The sequence below is a fragment of the Alteromonas gracilis genome (assembly GCF_036870955.2).
In the GTDB taxonomy this organism is placed as follows: Bacteria; Pseudomonadota; Gammaproteobacteria; order Enterobacterales; family Alteromonadaceae; genus Alteromonas; species Alteromonas gracilis_A.
In genome coordinates, this window is sequence record NZ_CP145482.2 from 409,617 (window position 1) to 425,825 (window position 16,209).

General features: G+C 44.5%; 12 protein-coding genes and 3 pseudogenes. 5 read left to right on the forward strand and 10 right to left on the reverse strand.

The window, feature by feature from the left end; all coding sequences use genetic code 11:
• The first annotated feature begins 62 nt into the window (after nt 1-62).
• Together V6N89_RS01935 and V6N89_RS01940 are read left to right on the forward strand one after the other, a co-directional pair.
• Nucleotides 63-599 carry a heme NO-binding domain-containing protein gene (locus V6N89_RS01935; RefSeq protein ID WP_338519891.1) on the forward strand — a complete coding sequence of 179 codons (537 nt, stop codon included), beginning with the start codon at nt 63-65 and terminating at the stop codon, nt 597-599.
• 11 nt (nt 600-610) lie between these two features.
• Nucleotides 611-2,767 (forward strand): putative bifunctional diguanylate cyclase/phosphodiesterase, encoded by a 2,157-nt coding sequence (locus V6N89_RS01940; RefSeq protein ID WP_338519892.1) that lies wholly within the window; start codon nt 611-613, stop codon nt 2,765-2,767.
• A gap of 75 nt (nt 2,768-2,842) precedes the next feature.
• On the opposite strand, the pseudogene V6N89_RS01945 reads toward V6N89_RS01940, so the two are convergent.
• The 8 genes and pseudogenes from V6N89_RS01945 to rpe form a co-directional block, all read right to left on the reverse strand.
• Nucleotides 2,843-3,651 (reverse strand): annotated as a pseudogene (locus tag V6N89_RS01945) (DUF1338 domain-containing protein).
• Between the two features lie 102 nt (nt 3,652-3,753).
• Nucleotides 3,754-5,224 (reverse strand): annotated as a pseudogene (astD, locus tag V6N89_RS01950) (succinylglutamate-semialdehyde dehydrogenase).
• Nucleotides 5,196-6,278 carry an arginine N-succinyltransferase gene (gene astA / locus V6N89_RS01955; protein WP_338519893.1) on the reverse strand — a complete coding sequence of 361 codons (1,083 nt, stop codon included), beginning with the start codon at nt 6,276-6,278 and terminating at the stop codon, nt 5,196-5,198. Before astA ends, astD begins: the two are co-directional and overlap by 29 nt.
• Nucleotides 6,279-6,298: 20 nt before the next feature.
• Entirely contained in the window at nt 6,299-7,507 is a 1,209-nt protein-coding gene (locus tag V6N89_RS01960; protein ID WP_338519894.1) for an aspartate aminotransferase family protein, read from the reverse strand.
• Nucleotides 7,508-7,902: 395 nt separating this feature from the next.
• Nucleotides 7,903-9,069, reverse strand: a complete 1,167-nt coding sequence (locus V6N89_RS01965; protein ID WP_346993331.1) for an HDOD domain-containing protein — start codon at nt 9,067-9,069, stop codon at nt 7,903-7,905.
• 202 nt (nt 9,070-9,271) lie between these two features.
• Nucleotides 9,272-9,853 (reverse strand): anthranilate synthase component II, encoded by a 582-nt coding sequence (locus tag V6N89_RS01970; RefSeq protein WP_346993332.1) that lies wholly within the window; start codon nt 9,851-9,853, stop codon nt 9,272-9,274.
• Nucleotides 9,854-9,886: 33 nt separating this feature from the next.
• The gene (trpS, locus tag V6N89_RS01975) at nt 9,887-10,894 is read right to left on the reverse strand and encodes a tryptophan--tRNA ligase (RefSeq protein ID WP_346993333.1); all 1,008 of its coding nucleotides are present in this window, start codon (nt 10,892-10,894) and stop codon (nt 9,887-9,889) included.
• Between the two features lie 29 nt (nt 10,895-10,923).
• Nucleotides 10,924-11,601 (reverse strand): ribulose-phosphate 3-epimerase, encoded by a 678-nt coding sequence (gene rpe / locus V6N89_RS01980; RefSeq protein WP_338519898.1) that lies wholly within the window; start codon nt 11,599-11,601, stop codon nt 10,924-10,926.
• Between the two features lie 408 nt (nt 11,602-12,009).
• On the opposite strand from rpe, the gene V6N89_RS01985 reads away from it, so the two are divergent.
• From V6N89_RS01985 to V6N89_RS01995, 3 genes are all read left to right on the forward strand, one after another.
• Complete coding sequence (locus tag V6N89_RS01985; RefSeq protein WP_338519899.1) at nt 12,010-12,735, forward strand: TorF family putative porin; 726 nt, start codon at nt 12,010-12,012, stop codon at nt 12,733-12,735.
• Between the two features lie 259 nt (nt 12,736-12,994).
• Nucleotides 12,995-13,303, forward strand: a complete 309-nt coding sequence (locus tag V6N89_RS01990; RefSeq protein ID WP_338519900.1) for a hypothetical protein — start codon at nt 12,995-12,997, stop codon at nt 13,301-13,303.
• 9 nt (nt 13,304-13,312) lie between these two features.
• A complete protein-coding gene (locus V6N89_RS01995) occupies nt 13,313-13,507 on the forward strand; it encodes a DUF2970 domain-containing protein (protein ID WP_338519901.1) in 195 nt (64 codons plus the stop codon).
• Between the two features lie 25 nt (nt 13,508-13,532).
• Here V6N89_RS01995 and V6N89_RS02000 read toward each other — a convergent pair.
• Nucleotides 13,533-14,424, reverse strand: a pseudogene (locus V6N89_RS02000) (Dam family site-specific DNA-(adenine-N6)-methyltransferase).
• A gap of 205 nt (nt 14,425-14,629) precedes the next feature.
• Complete coding sequence (locus tag V6N89_RS02005) at nt 14,630-16,126, reverse strand: SPOR domain-containing protein (protein ID WP_338519903.1); 1,497 nt, start codon at nt 16,124-16,126, stop codon at nt 14,630-14,632.
• Nucleotides 16,127-16,209: the final 83 nt, after the last annotated feature.

Sequence of the window (16,209 nt, forward strand, 5' to 3'; positions counted from 1 at the left end):
TTTAGGTTGTTCTTGTGCTTAGGTGAACTACACTCATAAAAGAAATCAAAAGAGGAAAGTGCATGCTAGGCATAGTTTTTACATCGTTAATCGATATGCTGGAAGAAAAGGTGTCGCCAGAGTTTGCCGACGATGTCATTGTTGAAGCTAAGTTAGAAAACGACGGAGCGTATACTGCGGTGGGGTATTACCCTTTTGAAGAAATGCAGCGTTTACTTGGCGTGTTGGTGGAGAAAAGCGGCAAATCGGCCAATGAATTGCTCTATGACTTTGGTTTTTATCTTTTTGGCAAGTTGGGTCAAGTGCATGGCGAAGTGCTAGCCAACGCAAACTCAATGCTTGATATGCTAGAGCATCTTGACGGTGACATTCATGTACAGGTTAAAAAGCTCTATCCAGACGCAGACTTGCCAAGGTTTACTGTTTTGTCACGTACTGACAATGCAATGCGCATGCAGTACTACTCGGAGCGCGAGCTATTTGCTCTTGCCGAGGGCTTAATGGACGCCGCTGCACAGTTTTACGGGTGTGAACTAAAACGTGAAACTCATCAGTTAGACAAACCTCATACCTATGAATTTAGTATTACCGTTGTGTAAATACATTAGTTATGTCTGGTGACCGCAAGTACACTGAAAAACAATTTGCTGTTATGGAGAGACGGCTAAAGCGACAGCGTGCTGCTCGTGAGTCTGCTGAGGCAATACTTACGCAAAAAAGTCTTTATATGCACAGCACGCTCAAAGAGAGCCGAGTTGCACAAAAAAACTTAGAGCTTGCATTGTGGGCATCGCAGGAGTCGTTTTGGAGTTGGGAGGCGAAAAGCGATGTTATGGAGATTCGCTCGTTCTCTTTGCATTCTGAGAGCATTTCAACATGGTCGGGTACGCTTATTCAGCTGATGAAGATGGTTCATCAAGATGACTTAGATAACCTGCAATTTCATTGGACAATGGCGCTACACGGTAATCGTGAGCGCATTGAGTTTTCATTTCGTTTGAAGTTAGATGAAGACTACCAATGGGTGCGCCTGAGGGGGAGAGTGCTTCAGCGTGGTGCATCAGGTGAAGCCCTACACATAGTGGGCACGACAAAAGACATTACAAAGCAGCGCAAAGCCGAACAGTCTTTCCATTTAATGGCATCTGCATTTGCTAGCTCAAGAGAGCCCATGCTGGTATTAACCCCTAACCTGATCATTACCGAATGCAATGAAGCCTTTATCCAGCTTCTCGACGCGAAGGTAAAAGAGAAGTGCCTGGGGCTTAATTTCAACGATTTACTTAACGAAGTGAAAGTAGAACAATCTCGTTTAATTGACGAGAAGCAAGTGCGTTTCGAGACACAGTTACTGACGCTAAATAATCACACAAAAATTGTCGATGTTTCAGTAGCGCTATTTGACACCTATCAGAAGGCGTCGTCTTACCTTATTGCAACAATGCGAGATATCAGTGATAAAAAACGCAGCGAAATTCGCCTGCGTCAGCTGGCGCTTCACGACGATCTTACCGGGTTATCAAACCGCAATGCGTTAAGAGAGGCGGTAAGCAAGTATGCTAAAGAGGCGCAACATTTTCTGTTGGTATTTGTTGATTTAGATGGATTTAAGGCCATAAACGACAACGCGGGGCATGAACGGGGGGATGCTGAGCTTCAGCGTATTTCCGCACTTTTAACAGGCATGTTCGGCCCAATTGGCGAAGTGGGGCGATGGGGCGGAGATGAATTTATTGTTGTACTGCCCGAGCAAGACGTGGATAGCGTTGTAGAAAAATCTCAGACCTTGATCACACAGATAGAAGAAGATGTTATTTACGCCAAGAACACTGAAATGCGGCTTTCGGCCAGTATTGGTATTGCGCATTACCCTGAACATAGTGACAGCATTGAAAGCCTGATTCAGTGCGCTGATGCGGCCATGTATCGTGCAAAAGAGCTTGGTAAAGGGCAGGCATTTGTTTACGAGGCTGGTTTATATGAAAGTATGACTCAGCAAATAAGCATGGTGAATGACTTAAGGCGAGCGGTAGAAAATCATCTGCTCGACTTTTATATTCAAGGTAAGTACACGGCTAATGGAGACCTAAAAGGTGGTGAAGTGCTCTGCAGGTGGATTTCAGGTCTACACGGCGTTGTCTCGCCGTCGGTTTTTATTCCGTTAGCTGAAGAGCAGAAGCTCGACCGCGCTATTGGTTTGCAAGCATTAGAGTCGGCGTGTGATTACATTTCAATTATGGAGTCACAACAGGGCGAAGCAATTCCGATGTCTGTGAATATTACCGCCAACCAGATGCTTGACCCTCTTTTCCCTGACCAGGCTGTTTCCATTTGCAGTGCAAGTCATGTCCTACCTGAATGCATAGAGCTAGAACTTACTGAATCTGTGTTTATTCGCGACGAAAAGCAGGCGTTACGGGCTCTCAATGAACTTCGAGAGCGAGGCTTTAAATTATCGTTAGATGATTTTGGAACGGGCTTTTCTTCGTTAAGTTATTTGCGCAGCTTTCAGTTTGAAGTGGTTAAAGTCGATAAAAGTTTAGTGCAAGGTATACATAAAGACAGCAAAGCTAATGCGCTCTTTCATGGACTTATAGCAATGTTGAAAAGCTTGCAGATTGACGTTGTTGTAGAAGGTGTTGAACTCGAATCTTACCTTCCTTTTATTGAACAAGCTGACGTACAGTTAATGCAGGGGTTCTATTTTGACAAACCCATGCCGTATGATCAGTTTTTGGCTCGCCATACTACCGAACCCAAACGCTAGACAATATAAAACGCCCACAATGTCGTGGGCGTTTGTATTGGCGATAAAGCCAAGTGATAGCGCGTTTCGAAAAGGTTACTTAACGTTAGTACTCTCGAAAATTTTATCCGCAGACGCAGCTACAAAACCTTGGTAGCGCTCGCCGTTTGGCATGTCATAGCGTTGAGCAAATTCATAGAAACAGCTAGGAATTGATACGGTTTCGTCGCTAAATGCCACATCTGCACGGTCAGCCATTGTCGATGATTGCGCAAGAAAGACATCTGCGCCGCCTTTTATCTCGCCGCCTGATGTATTTAATACAAAACCTGCTTCTTTAAGTAGAGTGTTAACATCGACCAGTTCGTTGGTGCGAGTAAGGTGGTTTACACTAACTGTGAAGTGGTTAGCTCTGAAGCCCCACGCTGCCATCCATGCTGCATATTCAGACTCGTTGAGCAAAGTGTCGTATTCGGCTTTTGTCACTTCCCAGTGCTTGCCTGAGTACAAAAAGTTGTCTGCCTCAACCACTTCTGCTTAAGCATTTGATCTACCATTTTCTTGATGATCGTTTGTGCTTGTTCAGATAACTCATTGACGCGAAGTTCGCTAATAAACACCTTTGGCTTTGTGTCGTCTGGGTGTTCGAAATGCTTCGCCGTTAGCTTTTTTGCTTCAAAGTCGTAGTCGCCTTTTGCTTCATAACCCAACGCAAGAAAATGCGCTGCAAGTTTGTCTAAGCGTGTTTTATCAAGGGCAAATGTTCTGAAAGCTACATGGTCGTTAACGATGTCGTTCGTGTTCTCTTCCCCTGCTAAAAGCGCGTGGATTTTGTGCGCCGAGGGAGTAATAGTCACGTAATCGTCCCACATGTTGCCAAACAACGTATCAATGTTGCTATGCATAGTAGTAGGGTCCTTTCTGTCGTCTACTCTCTAAAGGAGTAAGTAAATATGGGTAGGGTAAGAGTGTGACCGATACATCAATACATATCGGCCACATTTATATTACATGCTTAAGCCAGGGCTCAACTTGCCAGGCATAGTCACTTTTTCTAGTTCAACCGATGCAACTGGGTAGGCGCAATAGTCTGCCGCGTAGAAAGCACTAGCGCGGTGGTTACCACTATCACCAACGCCACCAAATGGTGCAGCGCTGCTGGCACCCGTAATTGGGCGATTCCAGTTAACGATACCGGCACGAATGCGTGCAAAGAAGTAGCGATAGTCTTCTTCGTTATCGCCTAACAGACCCGCCGAAAGACCAAAGCTGGTATTGTTCGCTTCTTCAATGGCTGCGTCAAAGTCAGTATAACGAATGACTTTAAGTAGTGGACCAAAGTGCTCTTCATCAGGTAACGATGACAACATGTCGCTCACATCGATGATACCTGGTGTCGCAAACCCTTTGTTTTCATCTTTTTGTTCTAGACGTACCAGTACATTACCACCTAGGTCTTCTAGCTCTTGCTGAGCTTTAACCATCAGTGCTGCAGCATTGCTAGAAATCATTGCACCCATAAACGGCTGATCTTCAGCGTCGTAATCGCCAACGCTGATATTTTTAGTAACTTCAATTAGACGCGCAAGTATTGCGTCGCCTTGTGCGTCTGCAGGCAAAAACAGGCGACGTGCGCAAGTACAGCGCTGACCTGAAGTAATAAATGCAGATTGCACGATATCGTGCACAGCTGCGTCAACATCAGCTACATCTTTAACGATTAGCGGGTTATTACCGCCCATTTCAAGGGCCAAAATTTTGCCAGGATGACCTGCAAATTGTTCGTGCAAGATCTTACCAGTACGTGAACTACCTGTGAAAAACAGGCCGTCGATGTCGTTGTGAGAGGCAAGTGCTTTACCTGTTTCAACTTCACCCTGTACTAGGTTAAGTACGCTTAGCTGGTAGACCTGCCGCGTCCCATAGTTTAACCATCTCTTGTGCAACCATTGGCGTTAGGTCGCTTGGCTTAAATACCACTGTGTTACCTGCAATCAGCGCAGGTACAATGTGACCGTTTGGAAGGTGACCCGGGAAGTTGTAAGGGCCAAATACCGCTACAACACCATGAGGCTTGTGGCGAATAAACGCTTTGCCCACTGGCATAGGGTTTTCAACGTTACCAGTACGCTCAAAATAGGCTTTTTCTGATATACCAATTTTGCCCATCATGGCGCCGACTTCAGTGGCCGTTTCCCACTCGGGCTTGCCTGTCTCTTTAGCCATAACTTTAGCTAGGTGCGCTTTCGCTTCTTCAAGCTTAGTACCGTATACCTTGATGATTTCAAGGCGCTCTTCTACGGTTTTCATGCTCCACGCAGGCAGTGCTGCGCGCGCTGCTTCTATAGCGCTGTCAATTTGGGCAGATGTTGCAGATTTACCTTCCCAAATGATTTCGTTTTTAGCAGGGTCAATAGACTTAAGGTCGTGACCTTGTCCGGCAACCCATTCACCGTTTATAAAATGTGTATGTAGCATAGTGGGTGTCCTTTATTAGTCTCTGAATGTTACTCGGTGCGAAGCGAACCTCGTCACCTTCTTTAACGTTCAGTGCAGCTGCAGCTTGTCGCGATAACACGGCAACGTTTTGCTCTTCGCTAAGCGTCATCTCGGTAGCAACTGCTCGAAAATCTGATATAGAGGTATTGATGATATAATGCGTTTGACCTTGGGCCGCAGCGCTGTCGTCAATAACTACTGGCAGTTTAAGGCTAGACTGTGCAGTGCGTATATGGCTCAAATTTGCTTCAACAGTTGGGCCAGCATCAAATATGTCTACGTATCCGCGACACGAGAAGCCTTCCTCTTCTAGCAACTGAAGTGCTGGACGGGTTTTCTCGTGAACTTCACCAATAACGTCTTGCGCTTCTTTGCTAAGCAAGTTCACATAAATGGGATACTTAGGCATAAGCTCGGCGATAAACACCTTATTGCCAATTCCTGTTAAGTAATCAGCCGTTGGGAAGTCTAGAGAGAAGAAGTGTGTTTCAAGCCATTCCCAAAATGGTGAACGGCCTTCTTCATCACTTACACCACGCATTTCTGCAATTACAGTCTCAGAGAAACGTTCGCGGTGCTCCATCATAAACAAGAAACGGACTTTTGATAAAAAGCGCCCGTTAATACCGCCTCGTGCCTGTTCGCGAAGGAACAACGTACAAATTTCGGTTACGCCTGTGTAGTCGTTACAGAAAGTAAGAATGTCCACAGTGTTGTGAATGTTAAGCTCGCGTGATGCGTGTACCACTTTACTTAAGTGATAATGGTAAAACGCATCATCAATGCCAACGGCCGCTTCTATACCTGTAGTGCCTACTACCTGACCTGTAGCGGTATCTTCCATTACAAACAAGTATGACTCATCGCCAGGCTCGGTGACGTTTGCTTTGTTAAACGCTGTTTCGGCACGATCAATCTTGCGCTGCAATAACTCGTCGTTCACGGGCAAAGACGTGAAGCCTATGCCCGACTCGACAGCTATCTCTTTAAGCGCGTTATAATCGGCTTTTGTGATAGGGCGAATGATATTCATGTTCGCTACTCGTGTTGTAATTATTCGGCGTTTACAACGGCAGCTACGGCGCGTTCGAAACGTGCAAGACCTTCTTTAATGTCTTCGTCAGGAATAACTAGCGAAGGAGCAAAGCGAACAACGTTCATACCAGCCACTAGACACATAAGGTTTTCTTTTGTTGCTGCCATCATAAAGTCGCGAGCGCGACCTTGATATTTTTCATTTAGTGCACAACCAAGAAGCATACCTTGGCCGCGAACTTCTTCAAATACATTGTATTTTTCGTTGATAGCGCCAAGTAATTCACGGAATAGCGCTTCTTTCTTAAGAACACCTTCCATTACTTCTGGTTGATTTACGATATCAAACGCTTTTTCTGCCACAGCACACGCCAATGGGTTACCACCATATGTACTACCGTGCGTACCCGCTTTTAGGTGAGCGCCAATCTTGGTTGTAGTTAGCATTGCACCAATTGGGAAGCCACCACCAAGTGATTTAGCAGTAGTAAGGATATCTGGTGTTACACCAAGGCCCATGTATGCGTACAAGTGACCTGTACGGCCTACGCCAGATTGCACTTCATCAAAAATAAGTAAAGCATTGTGCTTGTCACAAAGCTCGCGAACGCCTTTAACAAAATCTGCATCTGGTGGAATGATACCGCCTTCACCTTGTAGAGGCTCCATCATTACTGCGCATGTCTTGTCAGAAATCATTGCTTCAAACGCAGCAAGGTCGTTGTAGTCACAGTGAGATACGGCGCCAGGCTTAGGACCGAATCCATCTGAGTATGCCGCTTGACCACCTACCGTTACGGTAAAGAAGGTACGACCGTGGAACCCTTTGTTAAACGCAATAATTTGGTTTTTGTCTTCACCGAAGTTATCTAGCGCAAAGCGACGAGCTAGCTTAAGTGCTGCTTCATTGGCCTCTGCACCTGAGTTGGCAAAGTACACTTTTTCCGCAAATGTTGCATCTGTAAGTTTTTTCGCAAGTCGAAGAGATGGCTCGTTAGTAAATACGTTACTAAGATGCCAAAGCTTACTGCCTTGCTCATTAAGTGCTTTAACTAGCTCTGGGTGGCAGTGACCTAATACGTTTACTGCAATACCGCCTGCAAAGTCGATGTACTCAGCACCATCTTGATCCCAAACACGTGAACCTTCACCGCGAACAGGAACCATTCCCGCTGGGTTGTAGTTAGGGACCATTACATCATCAAATGTAGCGCGAGTTACGTTCATCTTTGTTACCTCTGCGTTGGGCGCCAAGCACACTATGTGGTGGGTATTTTTAAGGCATGATTGCGAGTGATAAGAGCATCGCTTTCGTTACCAATACTCACTGTGGCGCGTAAAAACTATTCGAAATTGGCTAACAGTATGCCATTTTTTTTAACATTTGTCTTCACTGTGAAGCCCTGTAGCCCTTTATTTATAAGGACTGTGGCTTAATTTGCATTAAAAGTGAATAACTATTAAATGCTAAGTTATAGCGTTAGGTAGTAGTGGTGAATGTCAGCACGAGAAAGGCTTTAGCGTCTATATGCGGTGAGTATTCCCTTACAAAAAATCACCGTTAATTGGGTAAAATCAAAGCACTCATTAAAATAAGGAGTGCATGAATATCCAATAAAAATTTACTGGTTTTCTTCGTTTTTCACCAATGGAAGGGTAAATACGTCGACTGATTTCAGTTTTTCCAACGATCCTACAGGGTACTGTTGTTCGATTAGTAACGGTCTTACTTCTTTTATATCAATCAGTTTGAGTTGGTGTAGCATACGAATTTGCGTATAGGTGCGTGCTTGATGCAGCGATTTAGCAAGCGTGTTGAGTTTTGTTGGCGCATTGTCAGCGCACAAACGCATAGTGTCGGCAATACGCAATCGCTTAAGTGCTATGTGCGACAATACATCCGCCGTGACAGCGTCAGCAAATTCTTGTTGTAGCGCAATAAGGTGGTTGGCTGATGGAGCAATTTTGAGAAGCGCGCCATATCGCTTTTGTTCCTTATCCTTTTGACACTCTTGCAATAAATGCATTTGAATTTTGTCAAAGAGTCTAAAATACAGGCGGGTAACAGCACAGCGCCCTAAATTGCTGAGCATACCTAATGTATATGCTTCATTGGTGTTTAGACCTGACTCTGCGGCTAGGTGTTTTGCTGTTAAAGCTACCCCAGTTGCGTAAGATAAATACTTTTGTTTTATCTGCGGATAGGGGTCTGTCACTTGAGGTAGAGCACGCTTAAAAATGAAATAAGGGATAAGCAGTCTTAAGTTGTCTATCCCTATAAAACTCAGTGCTGTTCTCAGAGTTTCTACTACTATTATACGGCCGCGAGAATCTTTGCGTCTAAAGCGAGGCGTATTGACCACCGCAATAAGGTCTTCATAAAGCCATGGCATGGTTGCCGCGATGGGTTCAAGTTTGGAAACCGTGCAAGCTCGGACAGAGAGTGCATCAAGCAGTTCACCGATGTTTTCTGGCATACTTAGCGTGCTTTGGCAGAGTTCGGCGGTTTGCCCTAAATATTCTGTAATTTCACCTAGCAAAATCTCGTGGAGTTGGTGGTTTACTGTTTCTATGTAGCTTGCTTCAGACTTCTCTTGCAGGCGTTTGTTTTCGATCGCAACCTTTTCGACATGCAACAAACGCCTGCGCGCATCACCTTGTTCAGATTGTTCGTAGGTAACCTGGCCCACACGACGTCGCCCCAACATTTCAAGCACGCGCTCGGGCGAGACGACTAGATTCTCAAATCTATCGTCTATAGTAGGTGGCATGGAAGCCCCAGTCGTCATGTCGAAAACGCTCCTACGTAAAACTTTCTTTAAAACGGCAACACTATCGTACATGAGGGCCTACTACTTCGCTGAGCTCAGCACACCGGTTTTGCGTATGCTAAGTATGGTTATATGCCTCTGTTTATGCCTTAACAAAAAGACAGCTAAAAACAGGGCGTCGCGATTAGGGTATCGGCTTTTTAATGTATAACTTAAGGTTTTAGATGTGCTGCTTTAAAAACGCTTCAAGCACAGCGTGACCGTGCTGCGTGAGTAAAGACTCTGGGTGATATTGTACACCCCAAATTGGATACTGCGTATGGGAAATCGCCATAATCTCACGTTGACCACAGGAGGTTTCACACCATGCATCAACACGAAGCGATGACGGTAACGAATCAGGTGACAGCACGAGCGAGTGATAACGTGTAACATCAAAGGTATCGGGAAGACCTTCAAATAGCCCTTTATGCGTATGGTGCAGAGTAGATACTTTACCGTGCTTGATTTCTTTTGCTCCGACCACACTTGCGCCAAAGACTTGTCCGATGGCTTGGTGACCCAAGCAAACGCCCAATATGGGAAGCTTTCCTGCAAATTGTTTAATTGCGGATAAGCTAATACAAGCTTCATTAGGCGTGCAAGGACCTGGAGATATAACCAATTGCGATGGCGCAAGGCGTTCAATGTCGCCAAGTGACAACGCGTTATTGCGCACAACTTCAACGTCAGCACCTAATTCCGTGAAATACCGCGCTAAGTTGTGCGTAAAAGAGTCAAAGTTATCTATTAACAGCAGCACAGCCGTTATCTACCTCGGTGTATCGCGCTTTACTTATGGCTTTGGAATAAAACCAACAGCATCGTAAACTTTCTTGAGCGTTTGGGCTGCACGCGAACTGGCCTTTTCAGCACCCTGACGCATGACTTCGTCTAAGTAAGGGCGGTCTGCGCGTATTTCTGCATAGCGTTGTTGAATTGGTTCAAGTAGCGAAACCACAGCTTCAGCAACGTCGCCTTTCAAGTGACCGTACATTTTATCTGTGTACTCTGGCTCAAGGTCTTTAACTGATTTACCGGTTGATAGCGAAAGTAAAGTCAGCAAATTCGATACACCCGGCTTTTCACTTGGGTTGAAATAGATATTGGCTTGCTCGTCTGAGTCAGTCACAGCGCGTTTTATTTTCTTTGTAAGCTTCTTCGGGTCTTCAAGAAGGCCAATGAAATTATTCGGATTGGTATCCGACTTTGACATCTTCTTCTCTGGCTCTTGTAAACTCATGATGCGAGCACCGAAATCTGGAATGTAAGGGTCGGGCAAGCGGAATACATCACCGTATAGATTGTTTACGCGGGTTGCGATATCACGGGTGAGCTCTAGGTGCTGTTTTTGATCTTCACCCACAGGAACCTTATCAGCTTGATAAAGCAAAATATCTGCAGCTTGCAAAACAGGGTAGCTGTATAGACCAACATTGATATTATTTTCGTTTTTCGCAGACTTATCTTTGAACTGCGTCATACGATTCAACTCACCCATTTGGGCGTAGCAATTTAATACCCATGACAACTGAGCATGCTCAGGTACATGAGACTGCATAAATATAGTGCTTTTTTGTGGGTCGATACCACAAGCAAGATAAAGCGCTAGCCCATCAAGGCAGGCTTCTGCAAGCTGTTTAGGGTCTTGGCGAACAGTAATGGCGTGCAAATCAACAATCATATAAAGACAATCGTGATCGTCTTGCATGGAAACCCACTGTTTAAGTGCACCCATGTAATTGCCAAGGGTTAGTTGTCCTGAAGGCTGACAGCCACTTAATACAACGGGTTTGTTACTCATTTGTCTTTACCTGTAATACGTTTAAATAATTATGCTTGTGATAGCGCAGCAAGTTCTTGGCGCATTTGACCAATAACGTCACTGTAATTTTCCTGAGAAAAAATTGCCGAACCCGCTACGAACATGTCGGCGCCCGCTTCAGCAATCTCGCGAATGTTATCTACTTTTACTCCACCGTCAATTTCTATTCGAATGTCGTAACCACTTTCTTGGACACGTTGTTTTACCGCGCGAACCTTATTAAGAGTGCTGGGTATAAACTTTTGACCACCAAACCCTGGGTTCACTGACATGATCAAAATATGATGAAGTTTATCCATAACATGATCGAGGTAATGTAGAGGGGTTGCAGGGTTAAACACTAAGCCTGGCTTACAACCAGAATCAATAATGAGCTGCAAAGAACGGTCAATATGTTCAGAGGCTTCGGGATGAAAACTAATGTAGCTCGCCCCCGCTTTAGCAAATTTTTCAATAAGGTCGTCTACTGGCTTAACCATTAAATGAACATCAATGGGAGCAGTAATGCCATAGTTCCTTAACGCTTCGCAGATCATCGGGCCAAAGGTCAAATTTGGTACATAGTGGTTGTCCATCACATCAAAATGCACCACATCTGCGCCTGCTTTTAACACCGCATCGACATCATCACCCAGACGGGCAAAATCAGCAGACAAAATTGATGGCGCAATCAAATATGGTTTCATGGTGCATCCTTTATATGAATAGCTAAGCGACAAAACAAAAATACGCGCTTATTTTGCAATCTTCGAATCCTGCGGAAGTGTACCCAAAAGCATTCTTTTTTACTACGGATTGAATAAATCAAGTATGACAGATTCAAAAAAGTCGCCTTATCTCTTCGTGCAACACTGCCCAGTTTTGGTGAGAGCGCGTTAAGTTGGTGCATGAATATGCATTTTGTCTGCATGTGTATTTGGCGTTCGTGCGAATGGTGTATTTTAATTTGCAATATAATCAATGGTTTAAATTTGTTTGTGGTAATTTTCTCAATGAACCAAAAACGGGCATCATGCTTGCGTTATCCAGTCAAAAAATAAGAAGACAGAAAAACAAATTAAAACAACAAATTTGAATTTCACTGGAGAACACACATGAAAACATCTACAAAAAGAACGCTAATTGCCGCTGCTATTTCTTCAGCGTGCCTATTAACTGCAATGCCAAGCTATGCTGAAGGCGAATTTACTGCCAATGCAGGTGTTAGCAGCAACTATATCTGGCGTGGTCTAACGCAAACTACCAATGAAGCTGCCGTTCAAGGTGGTATCGATTACTCACATGAAAGCGGCTTCTACGCAGGTACTTGGGCTTCTAACGTTCAGTACGAAGCAGATGATGAGTATTCTTACGAACACGATATGTATTTTGGTTTTGCGGGCGAAAAAGACGGTATCTCTTACGACTTTGGTTACCTGTACTATAACTACGATGATGAAGCTAACTTCGACTTCGCAGAAGTTTATGGCTCAGTGGGTATGGGCGGTCTAAGCCTAACGGTTTATCTTTTGGCGCACACAGAAGCTGATGAATCTGGTGAGCAAGACTTTGGTTTTGCGCAAGCGTCTTACACTTCTGTGGATTACGCTTTCGAAGTGCTTAACGGCACTGAACTTGGTTTGCACGTAGGCTATCACGAAGGTGACTTTGCTGAAGCATTTAACGGTGTAGAAGGCTATGTTGACTACGGCGTATCAATTGCAAAAGATGGCTTTAGCTTCGCTATCACTGGAACTGACCTTGATGATACAGGTGCGGATAACCTAGATAACGACGCAGTGAAATTCACTGTCGGTTATTCAATGGACTTCCAACTTTAATTAAGCGAAGCTTCTAGCGTTTACAACGCTTTGTAAGTTTTGACAGAAGGCCCAATGCATGTTGTTGGGCCTTTTTAGTTTGTAAAACAGGTAGATACTTATCTTTTTCTGAGCGTCAGTTTTGGGCTCTTGTAATCTTGGTGTGGCTTGATACAAATTATCCGTAAAAACTGGCCATTTTAGGCACAATGTTCTTGTTCATAACGCCGATTTGATTATAATGAGGTTAATATTTAAACGAGTGATAGGAGTATTCAGGATGAAAGTTCTCCCCTTTTTTGCGGTGTGCGGTACAGTTGCGCTTATGAGCGTGGCGGCTTCTTCTACATCTCAAACACACTCGTCAGTTTGTCAGTACCAACCCGTTACTGAGTTCAACCCAAAGCTCCCTGCTAGCCACATTCAAAATCAGTGTGCTCGTCATATGGAAGGAGTTGAAGAAGTCAGCTGGTTTTCTTGGATTGCGGGCAAATCTCCTTCGTTTCAATTTCATTTCTTAGATCTGCTCGAGTTGCTACACAATGACGACAGCAGTGTAGACTTCACTTCTTCTCCTAACGACGCATAAGGCACTATCGTGCAACCTGGTACAGGGTTTTGGTCGGTTTTGGGCAGTGTGATTGCCAGTCTGTTCGGTGTTCAAAGCCACAAAAACTACGAACGCGACTTTACAAAAGGCACTTTTATTAGCTTTGCTGTAATTGGCGTTGTGCTAGTAGTGACGTTTGTTGTGTTGTTGTTTATGTTCGTTAAATGGTACAGCGGACACTAACAGCCAGTTAGTAACTAAATACGTATTACAGCGCACGCTCGGTCTGACGAACGTTTTGCCTTTTCTTTCTTGACGTTTTTTTGGGGTGGATATTTGCAGGTGGGAAAAAAGCCAAAATCTCATCAACAGGCTGTCGCTTTGCGCCGTTTTGGCTAATTGAGCGCTTTACTGACAACATGCTAAAGTCTGCACCTTGGTACAGCCCACGAGTCAGTGGTAAATCGTGATTTGAGATAAGCACAGGTATTCCACGCTTTTTTGATGCGCGTGTTGCTAGTTCTGCCAACTTCTCTTGAGCATCTTGACCAAAGCTGCGTGCAGCGTAACTTGTAAATGCTGCCGTTTTGCTTATCGGCGCATAGGGCGGATCGCAATAGATAACATTTCCTCGTCGAGCACGAGAAAACACCTTTTCAAAAGGTAAACAGGTAAATGTAGCCTTTTGAGATTTCTCAGAAAACACGAACATTTCGTGTTCTGGGAAGTAGGGCTTCTTATAACGCCCAAAAGGGACATTAAATCTGCCCTGCAGACTGTAACGGCATAAGCCATTGTATCCATGTCTATTTAGGTACAGAAAAAGAATGGCGCGATAGTATTCATCCTGCGTGCCGTTGAACTCGTCTCGCAAAGCGTAATACATTTTCTCGTCGTTACGCTTGTCGCAAAAAAATTCTCGCGCATCGTTTATCAGCGCGTCGGGTTGCGCCTTAAGAAAATTGTACAAGTTAATAAGATCGGGGTTGATGTCATTAAGTAAGTAGCGTTTGTACTGCGTATTCAAAAACACAGACCCTGCACCAACAAACGGCTCAATAAGCTTGTTTGCTTGCGGTAATCTGGCTTGAATATGCTCTACCAAGCTGTATTTGCCACCTAGCCCACTTTAAAAAGGCACGGTTTTTCTTTTGCATCATGCTGTAACGCTACTACCTACACGGACTGAAGAAGGTGGTTATTCCTAACGTCGCCGAAGGCATTGCTGGGGAAGGGTCTTTTGACATCACCACACTAAAGGTAGATTGTAACTTTCATCGCTAACGTGAACAACCAGCAAGTGAGATAAGCGTGCGATTTTAGCGCACTATTCTATATTGTATATCCATAAAATGTACTAACTCCCTACTGTTCACTGCTACCGTCAAGCGCCAACTCATTGAGGACTTGGTCGCCGCTTTTAACGAACGTATTTTGCTTTCCTGGGAAGTCAGGTAATGAAGCGCGAGCGCGCTGTGCATCGTCAAACGTTGGGTAAATGGTACTGGCAATGACAACATACCAATCGCCACCGTAACGTTGGGTTTTATAAATTCGTGTACTTTCGTTTAACCCGTTCTCTCGTAAAAAATCCTGTAATACCGACTCATCTTTCATTGCTAACAATTGGATAACGTATTCAGTCGATGTTATCCACTTAGGTTCGCTATTTGAGCTCTGTGACGACACATCGGTTTGCTGTGTTGCTTCTTGTTCGATTGCTTTACCAGTCTCTTCAAGTAATGAAGGTGTAGCGGGAGGCTGCGATATAATACTGCTATCGATAACACTTGTACTTGTACTTGTACTTGTACTTGCACTTGCGCTTTCACTAGTTTCGCCATTTGCGATACTGCTATTAGATGAAGCAGAACTTGGAACAGGTATTGAAGAAAGTGCAGTATTCCAATCGGTGACTAATCCAGCGTCACTACCTACGTTGTCAGCTGTCTCAGTGCGCTTAGAGCCCTGTATCTGTGTATTTAAAGACGTTTGGGTTTCATCAATGCTTCCTGTAGTCGATTCGCTGACAGACGTGTCATTTGTATCCGATAGAGAAGCGCTTGAAACATCTTCAAGCAGCGAGTCGTAGGCGGAGCCTGGCGTTGCCTGAGAAAGATTCTGCGTTGTGTCTTTTGCATCGATGGGAGTAAACAGCCCCGAAATGGCAGCACCATACTGCCAATAGACTAACCCCGAAAAAGTGGTCAAAAACACAGTCGCTATTGCTACAAAAAACCATTTTGACTTTAGCGGATTGTGAAACGTCAGAGCACTCTCTCGCTGCCTATTTTCTAAATGTGCCTGAAAAGCCTCACGCCTCGATGCGATCATTTTATCTAGGTCAGACTCAAACTGTGGTTGTTCACTGATTACCGATTGGCTACTGATAATCAATGGGGTTTCCGTATTCTTTGCTGGAAGCCACTGCTTTGCGCTCTCTGCCCACTGATTCTCTGCAAATAGTAAGACATTCAAATGTTGTTTATTGCCTGCAAAGCGGCTCTGCAATACTAAATCCCATAACTCTTGCAACAACTTGTCAGGTAGGTGATGAGCCTGCGTTATCGCTATTAAGATAGGACCTTCATGGGTGTTTAAGTCTACAAGAAGCTCATTAAGTGGTCTGACAAAACTTCCCACGACCTGACCGAGTAGTTGGCGGCATAACTGACGACGATAATCAGATGCATCCATATTGTCTTGTGCAGTCAGATACGCAATTTCGGTTTCGTCGTGTTGTTGGAATACGAAGGCTTCTAAGGTTTTCTGCTGCTGTGCAATGGAGTCGCCGCTGACAAAAATCAGCTGCGATGAATAATTTACTAAATATTCCAAACGTTCATGCAGTTCACTTTGCATGTGTTTGCCCCTTTGAAAAACGATATTTGCGCGCCTGACGCGTTACAAGCAAATGTTGCCGTACTTAACCACTTGCGCTTTCG

What these genes read in the sequence shown, in the direction of transcription:
- V6N89_RS01935 (WP_338519891.1), top strand. Translation starts at nt 63, where the DNA reads ATGCTAGGCATAGTTTTTACATCGTTAATCGATATGCTGGAAGAAAAG.
- V6N89_RS01940 (WP_338519892.1), top strand. Translation starts at nt 611, where the DNA reads ATGTCTGGTGACCGCAAGTACACTGAAAAACAATTTGCTGTTATGGAG.
- astA (WP_338519893.1), bottom strand. Translation starts at nt 6,278, where the DNA reads ATGAATATCATTCGCCCTATCACAAAAGCCGATTATAACGCGCTTAAA.
- V6N89_RS01960 (WP_338519894.1), bottom strand. Translation starts at nt 7,507, where the DNA reads ATGAACGTAACTCGCGCTACATTTGATGATGTAATGGTCCCTAACTAC.
- V6N89_RS01965 (WP_346993331.1), bottom strand. Translation starts at nt 9,069, where the DNA reads ATGACGACTGGGGCTTCCATGCCACCTACTATAGACGATAGATTTGAG.
- trpS (WP_346993333.1), bottom strand. Translation starts at nt 10,894, where the DNA reads ATGAGTAACAAACCCGTTGTATTAAGTGGCTGTCAGCCTTCAGGACAA.
- rpe (WP_338519898.1), bottom strand. Translation starts at nt 11,601, where the DNA reads ATGAAACCATATTTGATTGCGCCATCAATTTTGTCTGCTGATTTTGCC.
- V6N89_RS01985 (WP_338519899.1), top strand. Translation starts at nt 12,010, where the DNA reads ATGAAAACATCTACAAAAAGAACGCTAATTGCCGCTGCTATTTCTTCA.
- V6N89_RS01990 (WP_338519900.1), top strand. Translation starts at nt 12,995, where the DNA reads ATGAAAGTTCTCCCCTTTTTTGCGGTGTGCGGTACAGTTGCGCTTATG.
- V6N89_RS02005 (WP_338519903.1), bottom strand. Translation starts at nt 16,126, where the DNA reads ATGCAAAGTGAACTGCATGAACGTTTGGAATATTTAGTAAATTATTCA.